Below are 19,411 nucleotides of genomic sequence, written 5' to 3' on the forward strand. Positions count from 1 at the left end.
ATAGCTTCATCACTCAACTCTATTCTATACAAAAAACGAAAATCCTTTAAGCGTTTTCAATTAAAATTTTATCTTTATTTTAATTTTAGTTCAATATAAACACGAACATCTTTGGAATATTTGTATTTTGGATTTGTTTTTCCGTAATCTTTTGACGTATAAGTCACCTCATAATGCTTGTCAAACGACTGTAGAATAAGGTCGATCTCCTCTTTTGTTCCTGCTAAACGAATTTGCGCCATCTTCTTTCCTCCAACACCGTGATTCTTTCATATACCACAAAATAATGTAACACAGAATATTGTTTTTTCAAGCAGGTAATGCTAAGAAAAAGAAATTGAGGCGGGTGATCCATTTGAATCAAACTCCATTGAAAGAGCACTTATACGATAATCTCTCTGTCATTCTCCCTCAGTTAAAGGACATGGATGATTTGATCCATGAGAAAAAAACATTGCCTCATGGACAGGTTGTCTACTATTTATACATTAAAGAAATGAACGAAGCGATGCAGATTCAAACCTTCTTAAAGCTGCTATTGCAAGATCATGCCTCTCTAACAAAAGAGAAGCTAGAATCCAATTTATCGATGATGACTACCCGTACGGTAAAAACCTCTGAAGAACTAGTAGATGCTATTTTTCAAGGACATTGTGTCGTACTGATTAATGGATTTCAGCACGCTTATATTTTAGAAACGCACGGAACGAAGAAACGCAGTTTAGGAGATGCTACATCTGAAACCGTCGTAAGAGGACCAAAGATTGGTTTCATTGAAGATATCAACACGAACTTAGCTCTCGTCAGACAGCGTTTGAAAAATCCTGATCTCAAAACAGTAGACATGAAAATCGGCGAAAAGAAATACACCCAAGTATCGATCATGTACATTGACGGGATCGTTGAGCCCTCTGTTTTAAAAGAGGTAAAAAAGCGTCTCAAACAAGTCACCATTGATGATATTCAAGACTCAGGCGTTCTTGAGGAGCTCATTGAAGACAATGTATATTCTCCTTTTCCGCAAATTCAAAACACAGAACGGCCTGATAAAGTCGCATCTGCTTTAAACAATGGGCGCGTCGCCATCTTTGTTGATCATTCGCCTTTTATCTTAATTGTGCCTGCTTCCCTTGCGATAATTATGCAGTCACCTGATGATTATTATGAAAGATGGATCGCCGCCTCTCTTATTCGTTTGCTGCGTTTTACGTCCATCTTTCTCACATTGTTTTTATCAGCCATTTATATTGCCCTTGTGTCCTTCCATCAAGGTCTTTTGCCCACAACTTTAGCTATTTCCATCTCAAGCACACGAGAGAATGTCCCCTTTCCTCCTATTGTGGAAGCACTCATCATGGAAATGACCATTGAGCTGCTGCGAGAGGCCGGGTTAAGACTTCCTAATCCACTTGGACAAACAATCGGACTTGTGGGCGGTGTTGTCATTGGGCAGGCAGCCGTACAAGCCCATATCGTCAGCTCCATTATGGTCATTATTGTCAGCGTCATTGCACTTGCATCCTTTACCTTTCCTCAATATGGAATGGGGATATCATTTCGTGTCCTTCGCTTTGTATCCATGTTTACTGCAGCTGCATTCGGTTTATATGGACTTGTCCTGTTTATGCTCGTCTTACTCACTCATTTGACCAGACAAAAAAGCTTTGGCACCCCATATTTTTCACCAGATTTTGTGTTCAGTTATAAAAATGAGGACAATTCCATCATCAGATTGCCTTTGAAAAATCAAAAGAAAGGGGAACGACATGGTCAATCATAAAGAGTCGATCACAAGCTATCAGGCAAGTGCCATTATCGCCAATACCACGCTAGGCGCAAGTATGATGATTCTGCCAAGATCAATGGCTCAAGCTGCGCCTACACCTGACGGCTGGATTGCACTCTTACTCATGAGTGTGATATACATTGTGTTCATTTTTGTCAATGTGCTCATGATGAAAAAGGTCTCCTTTTCTTCCTACTATGACTATACAAAAGAAGGACTTGGGAAATGGATTGGCTCACTTGCCAACCTGTTGATTATTATTTACTTTCTCGGCGTTGCCAGCTATGAAGTACGAGCCATGTCTGAGATGGTGAAATTCTTTCTACTTCAAAACACACCGGTAGCCGTGACGATGATCAGCTTTATTTTGGTTGGTTTTTACCTTGTGATTGGGGGGATTGGTGATTTTGCCCGGCTGTGCCCTTTTTTTCTGATTGTCACACTCATCATCTTATTTGTAGCCTACGGACTTAGTGTACAAGAGTTTAAGCTCGATAACCTACGGCCAGTTTTAGGAGAGGGCATTTCCCCTGTTTTCAATTCCTTGAATGCTTCGGCCATTTCGTTTGTCGGCATTGAAATGATGCTTTTCATGCCTGCCTATATGAATACGCAAAAACACACTTTTGCATATGGCTCCATCGGCTTTTTGATTCCTGCGATCATCTATATTTTCACCTATATTCTTGTGGTTGGTGCGCTCACGGTGAAAGAAACGGCGACTCTGACGTGGCCGACCATTGCCTTATTTCAATCATTTGATATTCAGGGGATTTTTATTGAACGGATTGAATCCTTTTTGCTGATTGTTTGGCTTGTCCAGCTTTATACGAGCTTTGTAGGATATACGTTTTTTGCTACGATAGGAGTCATCAAATTGACTAAATTCCCTAAAAAAATCGCGCTCGCCTTGATGGGCATTGTGATCTTCTTTGCCGCTCTTTTCCCAAAAGATGTTGATACGGTCCGAGACTATTTAACCTACGTAAACAACTTGTTCTTTCTTCTATTTGGTATACTCCCGTTTCTTTTATTTATCATCGTATTTTTCAAAAGGAGGCGGAAAACAGCATGAAAAAGAAAGCGGTTCTTGCGCTCTTCTCACTGATTCTATTATGCGGGTGCTGGGATAGTACAAATATCGAGGAGCTCAACATGGCAATTGGATTTGCTGTAGATAAAGGAGATGACGGACATAAATTGAAGCTGTCTATGCAGGTGCTCGTTCCGCAAAAAATTGAGCAAGAATCAAGCGTGAAAGATCCGACGAAGATTATTGAGACAAGCGGTGATTCCATACACCAAATTTTTCGTACAACGGCCCTAAAAACACACCGCATTTTTGCTCAGCAGCTGAGGGTTTATTTGTTTTCTCAAGACCTTATCAATGAAAATAATTTCGATTTGGTCATCAATCAATTCATTCGGGACAATGAAACACGAAGAGGAAGCCTTGTCTTTATGGCCTCTGAGAAGCCTGGAGATATGCTGAAAATCAATGACGACGGCCAGCCTGCCGCTTCCACCTTATACGATATTTCTTCGAATACAAAAACGACCATTCGTATGTTCAAGCCCGTTTCCTTAGGAGATATTTCTTCTGCTATGCAAAACAACGTATCCTTTGCCATTCCGAAAGTCAGTGTCAGTCAGGGCAAATTAATGCTGGATGGTGCCTCGATTATTCAGAACAAACGATTTCTCACCAACATCTCTCCTTTAGCGGTGCAGTCCTACAACCTGCTGACTGGAGATGCAACAGGCGGAGTGATTGAATTCCAATATGAACATAGCATTTATTCTTTTGAGATCTTTAAAATCAAACACAACATTGACACCCATAAAACAGCCAGTGGCAAATATGAATTTGATGTGTCAGTGGAGCTTGATGGCAGATTGTCTGAGGATTGGAATGAACGGGAAAATTCATTTAATGAAAAATACCTCCAAGAAATTGAGAAAGTCGTGGCACATCGACTTGAGGAAAATGTGAAAGATTTTATCGGGGAATTACAGCATGAGATCAAAGCAGATATTTGTGGATTTTATCAAAAAGCGAGTATTGCCTATCCGAAGGAATTCCGAAAAGAAGCAAAACATTGGGATGACATTTTTAGTGAATCGGATATTCGTTACAAGGTAAATGTGAAAATCCGTGACTTCGGGACTAAGGGCGCAACACAATCCTTATAGAGTATGTTAAAATGGTAAGAAAAAAAGGGTGTCAATCATGAAACGAGCTTTACTTTCGGCCGGCATTCTATTTTTGATTCTAGGAATACTTCTATTAGTCGTGGTATTCATGCAATCAAAAGAAGATTTCTTCATTGAAGCCGACAGCTTTTCAAGCACATTTTTGATCGTGATTTATTATGGACAAACCCCTGCGCTCCTTCTGATTGGAGGCGGTTTATTTGTTGGACTTTCACAGATCATTGATTTGCAAGAGAAAAAAGCGGCAGTGGCAAAGGAAAGCGTCAAACTGCTTTCCGAGATGAAGAAAACCCTGGAAGACAAATCGGCCGAGGAGCAGGAGGCTTTTCCAGTTCCTGAGCTCCATCAACTATCCGAACGTCCAATCACAGGACAGAAGGACTAATTTTGCGCATGTTCCAGCAGCTTTCATTTGAAAGCTGTTTTTTTATTGAATCAGCTTATGGCGATGTGCATACACGGCTGCTTGTGTGCGGTCTTCTACATCAAGCTTGGAAAGAATGTTGGTAATATGTGTCTTGACGGTTTTGATGGTAATAAACAATTCCTCAGCAATGACCTTATTCGATTTTCCATCGGCAATCAGCTTTAATATTTCCATTTCTCTTGCGGTTAACGAATCGTGCAGAATGGACCCATTTGATGAATGGCGGAGTTTGTTCATGACCTTTCCAGCTACTTTTGATTCAAGTCTTGGTTCGCCGATACTCGCAGACCTGATGGCATCAGCAATTTCTCCTGCTTTCGATGTTTTTAAAAGATAGCTTAAAGCACCAGCCTCTATCACTGGATACACTTTATCATCATCAATAAAGCTCGTCAGTACAATAATTCGGGCATCCTCTATTTCCTGACAAATTCTTTTCGTAGCTTCAATGCCATCCATGCCTTCCATAACAAGGTCCATTAAAATCACGTCTGGCTTTAATTCAACCGCTAGTTCTACACCTTTTTGTCCATCTGACGCTTCACCGATGACTTCAATATCCGCCTGTGCCTCTAAAAAAGCAGCAAGACCCATTCTCACCATTTCGTGATCGTCAATTAAAAGCACTCGAATCATCGAACGTTCTCTCCTTTTCCTTCATCAAAAATGGGAACCTTCACATCAATTTGTGTGCCTTTTCCCTCAAATGACATAATCTCTGCGACACCGCCTACTTCACTTGTTCTTTCTCGTATCGATTCAAGTCCGTAGGAAGCAGTCTTCACATGATCTGTTTGAAAACCAATCCCGTTGTCGATAATTTTCAACTGAACTTGACGGTTCCGAATAAGCAGACGTACTGTCACCTTTGTCGCCTTTGCATGCCTAAACACATTGGAAAGGGCTTCTTGCACAATTCGGAACAGATGGTCCTCCACCCCTTTAGACAGCGGAGCATCATCTTCTATTTCCCAATCAATATCAATTGGCTGCTTTGCCTGAAATTCATTGAGTAGCTCAATCAAGCCTTTTTTCAAGTCTTTTCCTTCAAGGGTGATCGGTCTTAAATGCAGAAGGAGTGCACGCATCTCATTTTGTGCATCGCCAGCCATTCGTTCCACAAGACGCATTTGCTTTAAAATCTTTTCATCCCTTTCCTTCATCCCTTCAAGAATCGCAGACGTCATCATCGAAATGGCGAATAGCTGCTGGCTGACTGCATCATGCAGCTCACGCGCTAGACGCTGACGCTCTTCTGAGACAACCGATTTTTTCATTTGAACCTGCCATTCAGCTCGCTCATTTGAGAGCTTTTGTAAGGAGGCTACTTGCCCTTCCACTCGTTTCGCCATTTCATTTAATTGATCTGCCGCCAAACCAATTTCATCATCACCTAGAGAAGGCAGTCTATAGGCAAAATTCCCATTTTCAAACTTCAAAATCGACTCTACAAGCTGATCCAGCCGCTTCTTATGCTGATAGCCAAACACATGCCCAGCTGATACACCAATGGCGAGACTAATAATGAGTAAAATACAAAAAAACGGGATGCCGAACCACCGCGTAGACAGCAAAATCATGGGATCAAGCTGGTAATAAAAAAACATCGGGAGTGTCGTCATGATGACAACACCAAGCGAGATACCGACTGCAAGACGAACAGATTGCCACTGGATGCCTAAATGCAGTTTCCTCATAAGTACCTCACATCCACATCCCCAATCAGGAGAGAAATGGAGATTTTCACTTTTCGCTTGCTTTCGTCATAATCATTTGTCATGACATACACTTTACTGCCGAACCCGCTTCTTTTTTCATCAATGATTTTCATATCACCAATCGCGGCCGAAGCACTCACACATACTTCAATATCCTGAGGTACATAAATATCGACATCTCCGATGAGTCCACTAATGACGATCGTGCTCTCTTCCTCAGCAATAATCGCCTTTGATAAGTCGATTTTGACATCGCCAATAAAACCTGAAATGGTCAAATCGCTTAATTGAAATGGTTTTTTCATCAGCCTGACTTCACCGATAAAGAAATCATGCTCCTTGCGCGGCTTCGTCTGGCTTTTTGTTTTCTTCTGATCGCCCTCTTTTTCAAGATTGACTTTCAGGGAAGGCTTTCCATCGTCTGATGAATCCTTTTTATCGACATCAAAAACAGGTTTGTTTTTCAATAAACGATAGCCCGCATAGATCAAAAAGGCAGCAAATAAATACCCAGTCAAACTAAACGTGATATTTAGTAGAAACTTCAAGAAGAGAAAGCCTGCAAAAATATAGGAAACCGAACCGAGCCAACGTTTAGATCGAGAGTGCAGCCAATAACCAGCTAGAGCAAAAAACACTGGCCAAAATAGGTCTGCCCCAATCCCAATAATTTTGAGAAAAAGATTAATACCGAAAATCACCACAATGATGCCTAAAATTTGATTTCTAGAAAAACGCAGTTGACTCGCCTCCTTCCTTTTTACGTTTGTTTACCGCAATTTTAAGTTTCCGCTTGTCATCTCAATATCGACTAAGTGTGTCCCTTTCCCATGCGTGCCTGTAAAACCTCGGCCTTCACTATCCGCTTGGTCAAAATCATACGAATGATCAATACGTCCACTCGTTTTTTTCACTTGAACTTTGAAATCTCCCTCATCTGGCAAGTTCAATTTCGCACTGCCTGATGTCATGTGAAAGTCGACTGGTGAATCAATTGTATCAAAGCTTGCTGTCAGCCTGCCGCTTGTCATGCCTAATTGCAGCTTTCCTTTTACATCTTGAATATCAGCACGACCAGAAGTGGCACCAATATCACTTTCCTTCGCATCAATATGAGACACTGAAAGTCTGCCAGAAGTCGCCTTGATTTCCACACGATTTGCTGAGAAGTTCTCAGCTGTGAGGTTTCCGCTCGTTGATTTGAGCGTCACATCTTGAAGAGACAGCTTTCCTTCGCCATTTACTTCGCTCACGCCGATTCCACCTGTTATTTTCACATCTTTATGATAATCTGTTGGAATTTTGACTAAGAGTTCTCCTTTTTCAAATGCAGAGAAAAACAAAAATCCTTTATTTTCAGCACGGACTTTGAATGTTCCGCCTGTTTGTTCCGCATACATTTTCCCTTTTCCATTCACAACCATCACAGAAATATCCGAACGATCTTCCGGCTCCACCTTGATGCGAAATCCAGAAAGAGAGATATCTAATTGTTCAACCTCATCCTTTTTCGCTGAAGCTGTTGTGACCGCTTTATCACGAGAAAAGCTCAAATGAAAGAGATCTCCATTTTTGAAAAGCATCCCAATCATCAAAAAAACACCAACAAGTATACAAATTAGACCAATGAACCGTTTCATTTATATCATCCCTTTATCCTTTGACCTTTTTATTATAAGGAAAAGCGAAACAGAAAGAAATCAAATAACGGAAGAAAAATCCTGTTTTTCTTCCGTTTTGACACATTTCCATTAGTTTGCCGGCTGTTTCTCAAGCTGCTTTGATCGTTGAAGCTTTTGCCATTCCTTTTCAACCTCATCAGCGTAATCAAGATGAGCATAAGCACCCTGATCGGCAAATTGTGCATAACTGCCCGCTTTTGTCTCCATTTCCTCTATACGGTTCTCCATGCGTAGAAATTCTTTATAAGCACTTTCACTATCAACCTTATTCATAGATTCATTCATATGCTGCTTTGCCTGTGCGGCATTGGCTCTTGCAATCAGCGCTTGCTTCTTGTCTTTAACATCACGCAGCTTTGTTTCTAGATGCTGCAACTGTTCTTTCAGCTCTTTCAGCTGTTTAACAGATTGCTGATAGGCTTCTTGATATTCGTTGTGCTTTTCTTCAAAATACTTCATTTCAGTCAGTGCTTTCCGTGCAAGTTCTTCTTCTCCTGCCTGAAACGCCAGCTCCGCCTGTTTCTTTCGCTTATCAGCAAATGCTTCTGTCTCTTCTGCTTTTCTCAAGAAACCTTGCTGAATGGTTTGCTGTTTAATGATCGCATGCTTCGCTTTGGCAATATCGTCCTCCATATCACGAACATATTGATTCAGCATGACACGCGGATTCTCCAATTTATCTAAGCCTTCATTGACTGTTGCAACAAACATATCACGTACTCTTCTTAATACCATTTCATATTCCTCCCTTTATTTTTTCTTTAAAAAGTCTTCCCATTCTTGATCAAATGACGTGTGCATGGGTTCTTCCATGTTCGGTGCCGTGTTTGGCTCCATATATATATATGTTGTTCTGCCGGATGATTCCTTTGCAGATTCACCATTGATCATCTTCCAGCCAAAGTAGAGAAGTACTCCAGCAAATGCGATTCCGAGTAAAAATGGCAGCGACTGTGCGACGAGCAATACACCGATAATAGTGAGTATGACCCCTGTTGTTTTACTGCCTTTATCATATTTTTTGACACCTACATAAATGAGCCACGCCCCAATCAAAGTCGGGATCAGCCCGCCCAATGAACCACCAAAGAAGATGGATAAACCGATGAACATCAGGATTGAACCGATGATGGTTTTACTTGTGATTTTCATCTTCATGCCTCCTTTCTTGCTCCTTGCTTTCACTATAGTCAAAAAAGGAAGCCGGCAAAACGTGTCGTAGATTGATCTTTAATTGCGACCAGAGTCGTAACATGGCTCAGACTGAACGGTTGAATCAAACAAAAAACACTCTTCGAAAAGAAGAACATCAACATGAAGACAAAACCGCTCACTTATTTACCATTTCTAGCTCTTGTGGGTGCTAAACGTATGGTAAAATCACAAAATAAGTAGTATATAGATTAAATAAATAGGCAGGTGTCGTACATTGATCAATAGAGATCAACTAGCTGATCTATTTGCTAGTCATTCTTTTCACATACAAGAAATCTATCGTTTAGTCATCCAGCCCCATAGTACATTAAGTGAATTTAAGACAGAAAGTGCTGGCTTTCTTTTCAGCATTCGTGGAGAAGCTAGACTGAATATCAATGGAAAAATTTACAATTTGCAGCCAGGATCTGTCATGCATGTAACACCGGGATGCCAGCTTGCCTTGCAGGTAATCAGTCAATCAGAATACGAATACCATTCACTTTTTTATCATTTGAATTGTGATAAAGAATCTGACTTTGACAATACTTTCAAGCTGGAAACGGGAGCAAATCCGAGAATCATAGAAATACTCACCATGCTCCATCAAAATATCCATACACCTGGTGGGATGGGAAAACTTCGAGTCAAAGAATTATTTTTGCGTCTCCTATATCAAATTCTAATGGGCTGTAAGCAGAAAGATAGCTCTCCTAATGAAAGGGTCATCGAGGAAGCTGTCGCTTATATTAGAGGACAATATATGAATCCATTAACACTTCAGGATCTCGCTGAATTGTGCGATATGAATCCCAAAAGCTTCTCATATTTTTTTCACAAATATACCGGACTTCACCCAATTGACTATGTGATCCAGTATCGTATGGAAAGAGCGCGTGAAATACTTAAGACAGGCAATATTCCGATAAGTGATGTTGCTATGACTGTCGGTTACCCTAATCCGCTCTATTTTAGCAGAGTATTTAAAAAGAAATTCGGAGTGCCACCTAGCGCATATACCGTTAGATAAATCTGTCGTATTTCTTCTCAAAACGATGGATGTCAGCCTCATTCCTTAGAGGGTTTCTACAGCTCTCTATGAAACAACCAGCCTAACTGCCTCAGAAATAGATCATCTCTCTTCTGTCAGCCCTGATTAGATAATAATGCATGTGATATTCGTTATTTGTGCATTCGCATTTCACGAGGTCCTTGCTATACTATTCGATGATAATGATTATCAATATCAATTATTGCTGAGTGATATTCAGCAACGACAGGGAGGCAGATGATGTGAACAAAAAAAGGCAGCTTTGTATCGGATTGTCCTTGTCAGCGACCTGGCTGAAGGGAAAAGGCTGGCAGCATCCAAACAGCATGGTAGAACACTTATTCTCAACCAACTTCTACGTCGAGCTTGCAAAGAGAGCAGAGATGGCCAAGCTTGACTTTCTTTTTAAGCCGGATGCGCTGGTCCTCCACATAGAGTCTTTGGATCATTCCCCTGGCTTTGGAGGTCTTGATCCAACGGTTCTACTTGCTTCGATTGCACATGAGACGAATCAAATTGGACTTGTTTCAACCGCTTCGACTACGTTCAATCCTCCATATGTAGTGGCAAGACAGATTCAATCCTTGCACTCGATCAGCAATGGACGTGCCGGCTGGAATATTGTCACTTCGATCGACGGAGCCGATCATTTTAGCCATTCACCCATGCCATCATCAGAAGAACGATATAAGAAGGCGATGGAATTTACGGATGTTGTACGCAAGCTTTGGGAGAGCTATCCAAACGAGGCGCTACTCATCAATCGGACGACAGGACAATTTGCTGACAAGAAGAGAATTTCTTCTATTCAACATGAGGGGCATTTCTTTCATGTTAAGGGTCCGCTCAATGTGCCGGCCCATCCGTCAGGAACCATTCCTTTGTTTCAGGCAGGTGCTTCGGAAAAGGGGCGTGATTTTGCCGCTTCAACTGCAGATGCGATGTTTGCATCCACCCCTGATATGGCCTCAGCTATTCAATTACGGAAAGACATGAGGAGAAGAGCATGCAAGCATGGCCGCCAGCCGGATGACATCCGTGTGCTGCCTGGCTTGTACTTTTTTTTAGGAAAAACACGTGACGAGGCGCATGAAATGTATAGAGAGGCACATTCCCATCTAAGCACTGCACAAGGTTATGCAGCAATTCAATCGATTCTAGGTCTCGATATTCGCCATCTCCCTTTAGATCAACCCGTTCCTGCCGATATGCTACAAGGATTGGATGAGCAGGTACGCAGTCAGACCCATGCTGATTTGCTGCGCAGGTTGATTGTACAAACGCAGCCTACCGTAAGAGAACTACTCTCTAGGCCTGAGGTCATTGGATCGGCACACTGGGTAATCGTGGGAACAACTGAGGATGCCCAGAGAGAAATAACCAGATGGTTTGAAACAGGTGCTTTAGACGGATTCATTGCACTTCCGGGCTCAGTACAATCACTAGAACTATTTTTTAACGAATTGGTCCCTTTACTTGTCCAACATGGCTTGTTTAGGAGTGAATATACAGGATCCACCTTGCGTGAACATATGGGGATGAAATAAAGCACGACCACAATAGACAGTTTGAGAGGAGTTTTGAAAAGATGAATAAAAAATTAATGATCATCGGCTTCATTTCCTTACTGATGCTGATCATGGCGGCTTGCGGTGGCGGAGACAAACCTAAGCAATCAACTACGGCCTCCGGAAGCAAAAATATCGGAATTGAAGATTTAGGAGATGCTGCTACGAAAACAATAGAGTATCTTGGGAAAACGTATACCATCCCGAAAAAAACCGAAAAAATCGTCATTACTGGGGCGATGGAAGCGATGGAAGATGCACTTGTACTTGATGTTCATCCAACAGGGGCAATATCAGTAGGAGGAAAGTTTCCGAAAATATTTGCTTCGATCACAGGCGATTCCGAATCAATTGGTGAAAAACAGCAGCCGAATTTTGAGAAAATATTAAAATTGAAACCTGACGTTATTTTAGGTTCCTCTAAATTTCAACAAGTCGTACTAAACAAGTTAGAGAAAATTGCTCCGACCATTCCAATATCCCATATCGCGACAAATTGGGAGGCTAATTTAGAGCTAATGGCCGATTTAACAGGGAAACAGACGAAAGCAGACAAAATCCTCACTCAATACAAAACAGATGTCAAAGACGCAAAAGCCTCGTTAAAGGAGAAGCTCAAGAATAAAAAAGTAGCCATCATTCGAATTCGGGGAGCACAAGCCTTCGTATATCCAGAAGATGTGTATTTCAATCCTGTCTTGTATAACGAATTGGGTCTTGCCGTTCCTCAACCGATTAGGTTGGCAAAGACGCAAGAAGCAATCTCTGTCGAGCAACTAGGGGAAATGAATCCGGATTATCTATTTGTACAATTTTCTACGGATGAAAATCAAGAGGCACAACATGCATTTGATGACATGAAAAAGAATCCTGTTATTCAAAACATGACCGCCTTTAAAAAGGATCAGGTTTATATCAATGTAGTGAATCCACTTCTTGAAGGAGGACCTGCTTATAGCCGCATCCATTTTTTAGAAGTCTTGCAGCAGCAATTAGAAAATAAATGAGACTGCGTATAGTCAGCTATGAAATCATGTGGCTGTTCCAAAACGATGCCCCATCGTCATTTTTAAAGCAAAAGAAGCGAGGCGACGTGTACGATGAAAGACATGGAAGTATATGATGTAACAATTATTGGCGGTGGACCTGCTGGATTGTTTTCCGCCTTTTATAGTGGATTGCGTGAAATGAAAACGAAGTTGATTGAATTCCAGCCAGTCCTCGGGGGAAAGGTTCATGTTTATCCAGAAAAGATGATCTGGGATATAGGAGGATTAACGCCTGTTCCAGGCTCACAGCTCATTGAACAGATTATTGCTCAAGGGCTGACCTTTGAACCAAAGGTCGTACTCGGAGAAAAGGTTACCTCTATTTCTCAAGACGAAGCAGGTCACTTTGTTCTCCACACCGCCTCCAATCAAAAACATTACTCCAAAACTGTCATTTTAGCTGTTGGAGGAGGTATCCTCAAGCCGATTAAATTAGATATTGAGGGTGCAGAACGATTCGAGGTTCAAAATTTGCATTATACGGTCAAATCCCTTGAACGCTTTAAAGATAAAACCGTGTTGATCTCAGGAGGTGGGAATTCAGCCATTGATTGGGCAAATGAGCTGGAGCCAATTGCCAAACAAGTGTATTTGACCTATCGGAAAGATGCCTTGAAAGGACATGAAGCTGAAATATCGCGCCTGAAAAACAGCTCTGTCCAATGTCTTCTTCATACCTCGATTGAAAAGCTCATTGCAGCAGACGATCATGAGCGGATTGAAACGGTTGTCCTCAAAGATCATCAAGACGAGGCCTTATTTGAGCTAGCAACAGATGAAGTCATTATCAATCATGGATACGAGCGAGACAAAGAATTACTTGCGAATAGTACCATTAAGCTAGAACAGAAGGATTATTGGATTGCAGGAACTCCACTGAGTGAGACGTCAGTTCAGGGCATTTATGCAGCAGGCGATATTTTGCATCATGAAGGAAAATTGCATTTGATTGCTGGGGCTTTTCAGGATGCCGCAAATGCGGTAAACCAAGCCAAACAATACGTAATGCCCGATGCTGGTGCTCATGGGATGGTATCTTCGCACAATGACATATTTATTCAAAAAAATAAAGAGCTGATGAAGCATTTGTATACGAAATAAAGTGTTCATTGAACAAAAGTGACTTAGAATTCCTTCTCTACTTACAGAAGGAGGACGTTTAGCACTCTTCCATTTGAAGAGTGCTTTTCCTCATTTAGAACGAAACACGTTGGCACTTCGTTCATATTCAACATCTGCTTCACCAAGCCGATGATTCACAATACGGGCGACAGCAAATAAATAGTCGGATAGACGGTTCACATATGTGAGCGTAACTGCTGGAATCTCCTCCTGCTTTGCGAGTGTCACAATATGCCGCTCGGCTCTCCTGACGACTGTTCGCGCCACATGTAAGAGGGCAGCGCCTTCCTGGCCGCCAGGTAAAATAAATTTAGTCAGCGGTGCGGCTTCTTCTACATACACGTCCATTCGCTTTTCAAGGACTGTGACAGATTCTTCTGTTAACTTGCCTGCTTTCGGTGGTTTCACCGCTGCTAAATCACCGCCGCAGTCAAACAGTTCATGCTGAATGACCATCAGCTCTGACAGAACATCTTGAAACAATTCGCCATGCTGCCTCAAGTTTGCCTGGGCAAGTCCAATCAAACTATTCGCCTCATCTAATGTACCGTACGCTTCAACTCTCGCGTCATCTTTATCAGCCCGCCCGCCAATCAAGCCTGTTTGACCTTGATCTCCGGTTTTTGTATAAAGTTTCATTGAGGTTCCCCCTTATCCATTGCTTGTTCCTTTTAGTATACCCTGAAGTGAACAGGATGTATTTGTTTTACTAAAACCACTGTGATTTATATATAAAATCTGAATCCCTAAACAAAAAAGTGAACCAACCGGTTCACTTTTTCATTACATTTAACGTATGAAGAAGATGCTTCACTTTCAGTCTGACTCTTTCATGTAAATGAGCAGCATGCTCCTTTTCTTCTGCATTGGCAGCAGCGATACAAAGATGATGTACCTGGATACTTGTCTCTTGTTTAATGAAGTGCGTCAGCTCGCCCATCAGCTGGACAGACGCACCATCTGATATCGTTCCTTTCAGCACAAGCCAAACGGACAGCTCTCCTTCTTGATGCATCCCATAAAGAAGGACATCTTCATCATCATCTTCAGCGGCGTATTGCTTCGGCCCATCAGATTGACCAAGAAATAAGTACCCTTCCTCATCATCCAGCATGTCATGGAGTGCTTCAGTTCCCGTTCCAAGGGACCGTGTCCAAAAGAAACCCCCGCTTTTCTTATGTGATGAAAGGATGCGCAATGGCTGATGAGTAGAAAATGTCATTCCGTTTGCGCCATATGTTTTCCACCCATCCGCTAAGTTCAGTCTTGAATGTTCAGAGATGGACGCAGGTTCAATTACCAGCTGAGGGTTGGCCCGCAGTGGATGTTGAAGAGGTGTTACATCTGTTTCATACACCCGGTTCACCCGTTCGGTGGTCAACACATGATGCGGTTCTCCCAGCATGTCCGTCTTTCCTTCATTCAGCAAAAGCAGACGGTCACAATACAAACTGGCAATGTTCACATCATGAAACACACCGATCACCGTTAAGTTAGAGGAAGCGGTCTCTTGTTTAATCAAATCGAGTAACTCTTTTTGATAAGCTAAATCAAGAAAACTGGTTGGTTCATCCAGCAATAAATAGTCAGGGCACTGAGCCAGCGCTTGAGCTAAGTAAACCCGTTGCTGTTCTCCACCGCTTAACTCTTGGATGGATTGATTCTTAAATTGAGCAATATCTGTTAGGTCCATCACCTTGCTGACAATCTCGATATCTTCTTTCGTAACAGATTGCAGCCAACCTTTCTGATAAGGATAACGCCCAAACTGGACCGTTTCTTCCACTGTAAATGAAAAGGCTTGATCGGTCTTCTGGGGAAGAACCGCCAATTTTTGCGCAAGTGCCTTTGGCCGGTAGGATTGAACTGGATGGCCACTTAGTGTTACTTGGCCGCTCTCAGGTGCTAAAATACCTGCGATCATTTTAAGTAGCGTCGTCTTACCGCTCCCATTTGGACCAAGGATGCCGAGGAATTCCCCTCGCTCCACTTCAAAACTCACGCCGTGAATGACCTCTTTTTCTCCATATCCTCCTCTAACTTCCTTCACTTGAATCATAGATGCGTCCCTCCTCTATATCTGCGAATGAGGATGATGCCAAAGACAGGTGCACCAATTAACGCTGTAATGATGCCAATAGGCAATTCAGTCGGTTCAATGATCGTACGGGAGAGCACATCTGCTAAAACGAGAAAGGAAGCACCATTCAGCATCGACAAAGGCAGCAAATGACGATGATCCGTAATGGATAAAAGACGGATAAAATGCGGAATCACCAGTCCTACAAATCCGATCGTTCCTGACACAGCCACCGCACTTCCAGTCAGAATCGAACCAGCAAGCAGCACCACATATTTGCTCCGTTTCACATGAACCCCTAACAGTTTTGCCTTTTCTTCGCCATATGTCATCACATTTAAATCTCTTCCCATCAAGATCAATGCAAATGTACCAATGAGGAAAAAAGGAAGGAAAAGAGCAATATATCGCCAGCCTCTCATAGACACACTGCCTAGAAGCCAATGAATAATCTCTTTTAAATCATCACCTGTTAACGCAATCATTAATGAAATGAGCGCTCCTAAAAAAGAGCTGAAGATGACCCCCGTCAAAATTAAAGAAGAAATGCTCATTCCTCGGTGAACCAGACGGGCAAAAAAGAGGACGAGACATAGTGTGACAAGCGCTGTTGTCATACTCAAAAAAGGCAGTGTAAAACTGCCGAGCAAAGGAAACTGCAAACTGAAAAACAATGTGGCTACAGCCCCCACAGATGCCCCTTGAGATACCCCAAGTGTATAAGGGTCAGCGAGAGGATTTTTTAATAAACCTTGAAAGGCTGCACCAGATAACGCCAGAGCTGCTCCGACTAACGCCGCTAATATCACTCTCGGCAGCCGGATATTCATCATAATATTGCGGTCAATTGCATCAATGGTTCCGACCTGGATTCCAAATACTTCATGAACAAAGATCCGAAGTATAGAAGGAATGGGAATCCCTAAGCTACCAAATGAGATTCCCATTCCAATGCTCACCACAAGAAGTAAAGCACTTACTGTGTATGCGATGATGATCTTATTTGAACGTGTCAGGATAGATGCTTTTCGCAAGAGCCTCCACTCCTTCAACCAATCGCGGTCCGGGTCGTGATGCCAGATCCGTATTCAATTGAAAGACTTGTTTTTCTTTGACTGCTTTGATCGCCTTCCAGCCGTCTCTTTTTTTCAGATCAGCTAAGCTTGCACCATCAATCGTGACGATGGCATCAGGATTTCGTTTAATAATTGATTCTTCCGTCATTTGCACCCAGCCCGTTTGATCGCCAGCGGCATTTTTTGCATGAATGACAGACAGCATTTCGTCCATAAACGTTTGTTTACCTGTTGTATAAATTTCAGGCGCACCTGATACTTCGACAAAAACTGTTTTTTGTTTGTCTTTGGAGATGGATTCTGCTTGTTTTTTGATGTCATTCAGTTTTGATTTCATCTCATCTACAAGCTTCGTTGATGCCTCTTTTACGCCAGCTGCTTCACCAATCATATTAATAGACTTATACACATCTTTGAAGGAAGCTGCATCATTAACAGTCAGCACTTGAATACCTGCATCTTCAAGCTGTTTAAATCCGTCTTTTGAGCTCATTTGTGATGCATGTGCTAAGACAAGATCAGGCTTTAAAGAAATAACCTTCTCTACATTGAAATCAAGACCGCCAATCTTCTCTACCTTTTCTACTTCCTTTGGATAGTTGTCAAAATCTGATCTACCCACGATTTTATTTCCAAGGCCAAGGGCATAGGCAACCTCTGTATTACTTGGAATTAACGAAACAATTCGTTTAGGCTGTTCTTTGATTTCAACTGTTTTACCAGCTGCATCTTTAATGGATACAGGAAATGCGGCAGCCGCTGTCTCTTTAGGCTTTGAACTGTTTGTTTTTTGGTCCGTTTCCGCACCTGCACACCCTACTAAAACACCGATCACAAGTAACAATGATAGCCAAATACCAGTTAACTTCTTCATCAATAAACCCCCTGCTTTATGTACTGCTTGACGTCATCTCTTTCGTCAATTCTTTTCTAATTTCGGGAATATTATACTACAGTGCAGATAGGTTGTATATGTGACGGCCAATACGTTTTTTTGCCCTGATAAAAGAAAAACAGCCTTTGACGTGGCTGTTTTCACTTCCGCTATTGGTTGATATGTTCACCATTAATGACAACTTTCTGAAATGAAGGAGATACTGCATGTTCCAATGAAAGAGGGTACGTGACATCGTCAATGACACAGTCTTTCATTTTAAAGTGTGTGACCGGGGAATGTGAGTATGCGGCGATCTTGACACCATATCGCCCTCCGCTGCTTTTTAGCCCTTCTACTTCAATATGACGGACTACAGGCCTATGCGGGCCGGCATCCCCTTCCTCATACATCATGTCGATACAGACCACCTCATGCTTTAAGCTTTTCACTAGATTGTTTTTAAAATAGATGTGTTCAATGGTACCGCCCCTGACAGAGTTGGTCTTAATGCGAAATGCCCTGTCGAGATTTGGACTGTCCATGACATTATCCTCTGCATATACATACTTGACGCCTCCAGAGATTTCACTCCCGATCGTTACTCCTCCGTGACCATCACGCATCGTATTTCTACGAATGACGATGTTTTCAGATGGAACACCAATTCTCCGGCCGTCCTCATTTCTGCCCGATTTAATGGCAATACAATCATCGCCATTATCAAAATAACAATCTTCAATGAGCACATGTCGGCACGACTCTGGATTCACACCATCTGTATTTGGACCATGACCGATGATATTCACCCCGCGGACGATGACGTTTTCACTTAACACCGGATGGACTTGCCACATCGGTGAATCCTTTACGGTTACTCCTTCAATGAGAATGTTTTGGCAATTGTATGGCTGGATAAAGCTTGATCTTAAATAATGTCCTTCACCAAACACTCTTTCTTCCACTGGTATTCTTTTTTCAGCCATTTCAAAAAGAAGCTGACGATCCCGGTCCTGAGAGGGTTGACCATTTGTTCCATACTTCCAAGGCCACCAGTGGTGTTCATCCCCTCTCCCGTCCAGCGTGCCTGCTCCTGTAATCGCGATGTTTTCTGCATGATGGGCATAAATAAGTGGTGAATAATTATAAAGCTCAATTCCTTCATATCTTGTTAGAACAAGCGGGAGATAATCACGTGTATCTTGGCTGAAGGTCACATAGGCGTCTTCATGAAGATGAAGCTCTACATTGCTTTTCAATTCTAGAGCGCCTGTCAAAAATGTCCCTTCAGGAATCAGCACACGCCCTCCTTTCAAACGATGTGCATCATCGATGGCAGACTGAATAGCATTTGTCGAAAGCTCTATCCCTTTGTTATCTGCACCATAATGAATGACATTGAATTCACGATCTGGGAACTTTGGCGCTTTTATCTGCTTTAACACATGATCTATGCCATTTGTTTCTTTGTCTTTTTTCCCTTGCTTTGCTAAACGTGCGAGTCCAATTCCTGTTAGTACTGTTCCTGCTGTCACATACATCAAATTCCGTTTTTTAGACATTTCCTTAT

At 42.1% G+C, this 19,411-nt stretch carries 20 protein-coding genes; 8 read left to right on the forward strand and 12 right to left on the reverse strand.

The window, feature by feature from the left end:
* Positions 1–74 precede the first annotated feature (74 nt).
* On the reverse strand, positions 75–242 hold the full coding sequence (locus NST15_RS15375; protein WP_017359274.1) for a YvzF family protein: 168 nt from the start codon (positions 240–242) through the stop codon (positions 75–77).
* 113 nt (positions 243–355) lie between these two features.
* Here NST15_RS15375 and NST15_RS15380 point away from each other — a divergent pair, with 113 nt between their 5' ends.
* From NST15_RS15380 to NST15_RS15395, 4 genes are read left to right on the forward strand one after another with little or no spacing between them, the layout of a single operon-like run.
* Positions 356–1,780 carry a spore germination protein gene (locus tag NST15_RS15380; RefSeq protein WP_342498632.1) on the forward strand — a complete coding sequence of 475 codons (1,425 nt, stop codon included), beginning with the start codon at positions 356–358 and terminating at the stop codon, positions 1,778–1,780.
* Positions 1,767–2,861 carry an endospore germination permease gene (locus NST15_RS15385; protein WP_008347081.1) on the forward strand — a complete coding sequence of 365 codons (1,095 nt, stop codon included), beginning with the start codon at positions 1,767–1,769 and terminating at the stop codon, positions 2,859–2,861. Before NST15_RS15380 ends, NST15_RS15385 begins: the two co-directional genes overlap by 14 nt.
* Positions 2,858–3,979, forward strand: coding sequence for a Ger(x)C family spore germination protein (locus NST15_RS15390; RefSeq protein ID WP_041507750.1), 1,122 nt, complete (start codon positions 2,858–2,860; stop codon positions 3,977–3,979). The genes NST15_RS15385 and NST15_RS15390 overlap by 4 nt, the downstream gene beginning before the upstream one ends.
* A gap of 37 nt (positions 3,980–4,016) precedes the next feature.
* On the forward strand, positions 4,017–4,385 hold the full coding sequence (locus NST15_RS15395) for a hypothetical protein (protein WP_007500307.1): 369 nt from the start codon (positions 4,017–4,019) through the stop codon (positions 4,383–4,385).
* Positions 4,386–4,427: 42 nt separating this feature from the next.
* Here the strand turns inward: NST15_RS15395 and NST15_RS15400 are convergent, their stop codons facing one another.
* The 6 genes from NST15_RS15400 to NST15_RS15425 all read right to left on the reverse strand — a co-directional run bounded on the left by NST15_RS15400 (position 4,428) and on the right by NST15_RS15425 (position 8,979).
* On the reverse strand, positions 4,428–5,063 hold the full coding sequence (locus NST15_RS15400) for a response regulator transcription factor (RefSeq protein ID WP_007500305.1): 636 nt from the start codon (positions 5,061–5,063) through the stop codon (positions 4,428–4,430).
* Positions 5,060–6,124, reverse strand: a complete 1,065-nt coding sequence (liaS, locus tag NST15_RS15405) for a two-component system sensor histidine kinase LiaS (protein WP_342498633.1) — start codon at positions 6,122–6,124, stop codon at positions 5,060–5,062. The genes NST15_RS15400 and liaS overlap by 4 nt, the downstream gene beginning before the upstream one ends.
* A complete protein-coding gene (gene liaF, locus NST15_RS15410) occupies positions 6,121–6,885 on the reverse strand; it encodes a cell wall-active antibiotics response protein LiaF (RefSeq protein WP_242732097.1) in 765 nt (254 codons plus the stop codon). Before liaF ends, liaS begins: the two co-directional genes overlap by 4 nt.
* 30 nt (positions 6,886–6,915) lie before the next feature.
* Positions 6,916–7,785, reverse strand: a complete 870-nt coding sequence (locus NST15_RS15415; protein ID WP_046527522.1) for a DUF4097 domain-containing protein — start codon at positions 7,783–7,785, stop codon at positions 6,916–6,918.
* 111 nt (positions 7,786–7,896) lie between these two features.
* The gene (locus tag NST15_RS15420) at positions 7,897–8,562 is read right to left on the reverse strand and encodes a PspA/IM30 family protein (protein WP_046527521.1); all 666 of its coding nucleotides are present in this window, start codon (positions 8,560–8,562) and stop codon (positions 7,897–7,899) included.
* A 15-nt stretch (positions 8,563–8,577) separates the two neighbouring features.
* Positions 8,578–8,979, reverse strand: coding sequence for a hypothetical protein (locus tag NST15_RS15425; protein ID WP_342498634.1), 402 nt, complete (start codon positions 8,977–8,979; stop codon positions 8,578–8,580).
* A gap of 277 nt (positions 8,980–9,256) precedes the next feature.
* Here NST15_RS15425 and NST15_RS15430 point away from each other — a divergent pair, with 277 nt between their 5' ends.
* The 4 genes from NST15_RS15430 to NST15_RS15445 all read left to right on the forward strand — a co-directional run bounded on the left by NST15_RS15430 (position 9,257) and on the right by NST15_RS15445 (position 13,790).
* Positions 9,257–10,051: an AraC family transcriptional regulator gene (locus tag NST15_RS15430; RefSeq protein ID WP_342498635.1), complete on the forward strand. Its 795-nt coding sequence runs from the start codon at positions 9,257–9,259 to the stop codon at positions 10,049–10,051.
* Between the two features lie 263 nt (positions 10,052–10,314).
* Entirely contained in the window at positions 10,315–11,619 is a 1,305-nt protein-coding gene (locus tag NST15_RS15435; protein ID WP_249670063.1) for an NtaA/DmoA family FMN-dependent monooxygenase, read from the forward strand.
* 41 nt (positions 11,620–11,660) lie between these two features.
* The gene (locus tag NST15_RS15440; protein ID WP_317327996.1) at positions 11,661–12,647 is read left to right on the forward strand and encodes an ABC transporter substrate-binding protein; all 987 of its coding nucleotides are present in this window, start codon (positions 11,661–11,663) and stop codon (positions 12,645–12,647) included.
* 93 nt (positions 12,648–12,740) lie between these two features.
* Positions 12,741–13,790, forward strand: a complete 1,050-nt coding sequence (locus tag NST15_RS15445) for an NAD(P)/FAD-dependent oxidoreductase (protein WP_041091883.1) — start codon at positions 12,741–12,743, stop codon at positions 13,788–13,790.
* Positions 13,791–13,880: 90 nt separating this feature from the next.
* Here the strand turns inward: NST15_RS15445 and NST15_RS15450 are convergent, their stop codons facing one another.
* The 5 genes from NST15_RS15450 to NST15_RS15470 form a co-directional block, all read right to left on the reverse strand.
* Complete coding sequence (locus NST15_RS15450) at positions 13,881–14,450, reverse strand: cob(I)yrinic acid a,c-diamide adenosyltransferase (protein ID WP_342498636.1); 570 nt, start codon at positions 14,448–14,450, stop codon at positions 13,881–13,883.
* 133 nt (positions 14,451–14,583) lie between these two features.
* The gene (locus NST15_RS15455; RefSeq protein ID WP_342498637.1) at positions 14,584–15,870 is read right to left on the reverse strand and encodes a heme ABC transporter ATP-binding protein; all 1,287 of its coding nucleotides are present in this window, start codon (positions 15,868–15,870) and stop codon (positions 14,584–14,586) included.
* Complete coding sequence (locus NST15_RS15460; protein WP_217967841.1) at positions 15,867–16,925, reverse strand: iron ABC transporter permease; 1,059 nt, start codon at positions 16,923–16,925, stop codon at positions 15,867–15,869. Before NST15_RS15460 ends, NST15_RS15455 begins: the two co-directional genes overlap by 4 nt.
* On the reverse strand, positions 16,891–17,841 hold the full coding sequence (locus NST15_RS15465) for an ABC transporter substrate-binding protein (RefSeq protein ID WP_342498638.1): 951 nt from the start codon (positions 17,839–17,841) through the stop codon (positions 16,891–16,893). Before NST15_RS15465 ends, NST15_RS15460 begins: the two co-directional genes overlap by 35 nt.
* A gap of 170 nt (positions 17,842–18,011) precedes the next feature.
* Complete coding sequence (locus tag NST15_RS15470) at positions 18,012–19,403, reverse strand: glycoside hydrolase family 28 protein (protein WP_342498639.1); 1,392 nt, start codon at positions 19,401–19,403, stop codon at positions 18,012–18,014.
* Between the last annotated feature and the right edge of the window lie 8 nt (positions 19,404–19,411).

Source organism: Bacillus sp. FSL R5-0820, assembly GCF_038593385.1.
Taxonomy (GTDB): Bacteria; Bacillota; Bacilli; order Bacillales; family Bacillaceae; genus Bacillus; species Bacillus altitudinis.

Excerpts from the sequence above, each read along its gene's own strand:
- NST15_RS15375 (WP_017359274.1), bottom strand. The coding sequence starts at position 242 with ATGGCGCAAATTCGTTTAGCAGGAACAAAAGAGGAGATCGACCTTATT.
- NST15_RS15385 (WP_008347081.1), top strand. The coding sequence starts at position 1,767 with ATGGTCAATCATAAAGAGTCGATCACAAGCTATCAGGCAAGTGCCATT.
- NST15_RS15390 (WP_041507750.1), top strand. The coding sequence starts at position 2,858 with ATGAAAAAGAAAGCGGTTCTTGCGCTCTTCTCACTGATTCTATTATGC.
- NST15_RS15395 (WP_007500307.1), top strand. The coding sequence starts at position 4,017 with ATGAAACGAGCTTTACTTTCGGCCGGCATTCTATTTTTGATTCTAGGA.
- NST15_RS15400 (WP_007500305.1), bottom strand. The coding sequence starts at position 5,063 with ATGATTCGAGTGCTTTTAATTGACGATCACGAAATGGTGAGAATGGGT.
- liaS (WP_342498633.1), bottom strand. The coding sequence starts at position 6,124 with ATGAGGAAACTGCATTTAGGCATCCAGTGGCAATCTGTTCGTCTTGCA.
- NST15_RS15415 (WP_046527522.1), bottom strand. The coding sequence starts at position 7,785 with ATGAAACGGTTCATTGGTCTAATTTGTATACTTGTTGGTGTTTTTTTG.
- NST15_RS15420 (WP_046527521.1), bottom strand. The coding sequence starts at position 8,562 with ATGGTATTAAGAAGAGTACGTGATATGTTTGTTGCAACAGTCAATGAA.
- NST15_RS15425 (WP_342498634.1), bottom strand. The coding sequence starts at position 8,979 with ATGAAAATCACAAGTAAAACCATCATCGGTTCAATCCTGATGTTCATC.
- NST15_RS15440 (WP_317327996.1), top strand. The coding sequence starts at position 11,661 with ATGAATAAAAAATTAATGATCATCGGCTTCATTTCCTTACTGATGCTG.
- NST15_RS15445 (WP_041091883.1), top strand. The coding sequence starts at position 12,741 with ATGAAAGACATGGAAGTATATGATGTAACAATTATTGGCGGTGGACCT.
- NST15_RS15450 (WP_342498636.1), bottom strand. The coding sequence starts at position 14,450 with ATGAAACTTTATACAAAAACCGGAGATCAAGGTCAAACAGGCTTGATT.
- NST15_RS15455 (WP_342498637.1), bottom strand. The coding sequence starts at position 15,870 with ATGATTCAAGTGAAGGAAGTTAGAGGAGGATATGGAGAAAAAGAGGTC.
- NST15_RS15465 (WP_342498638.1), bottom strand. The coding sequence starts at position 17,841 with ATGAAGAAGTTAACTGGTATTTGGCTATCATTGTTACTTGTGATCGGT.
- NST15_RS15470 (WP_342498639.1), bottom strand. The coding sequence starts at position 19,403 with ATGTCTAAAAAACGGAATTTGATGTATGTGACAGCAGGAACAGTACTA.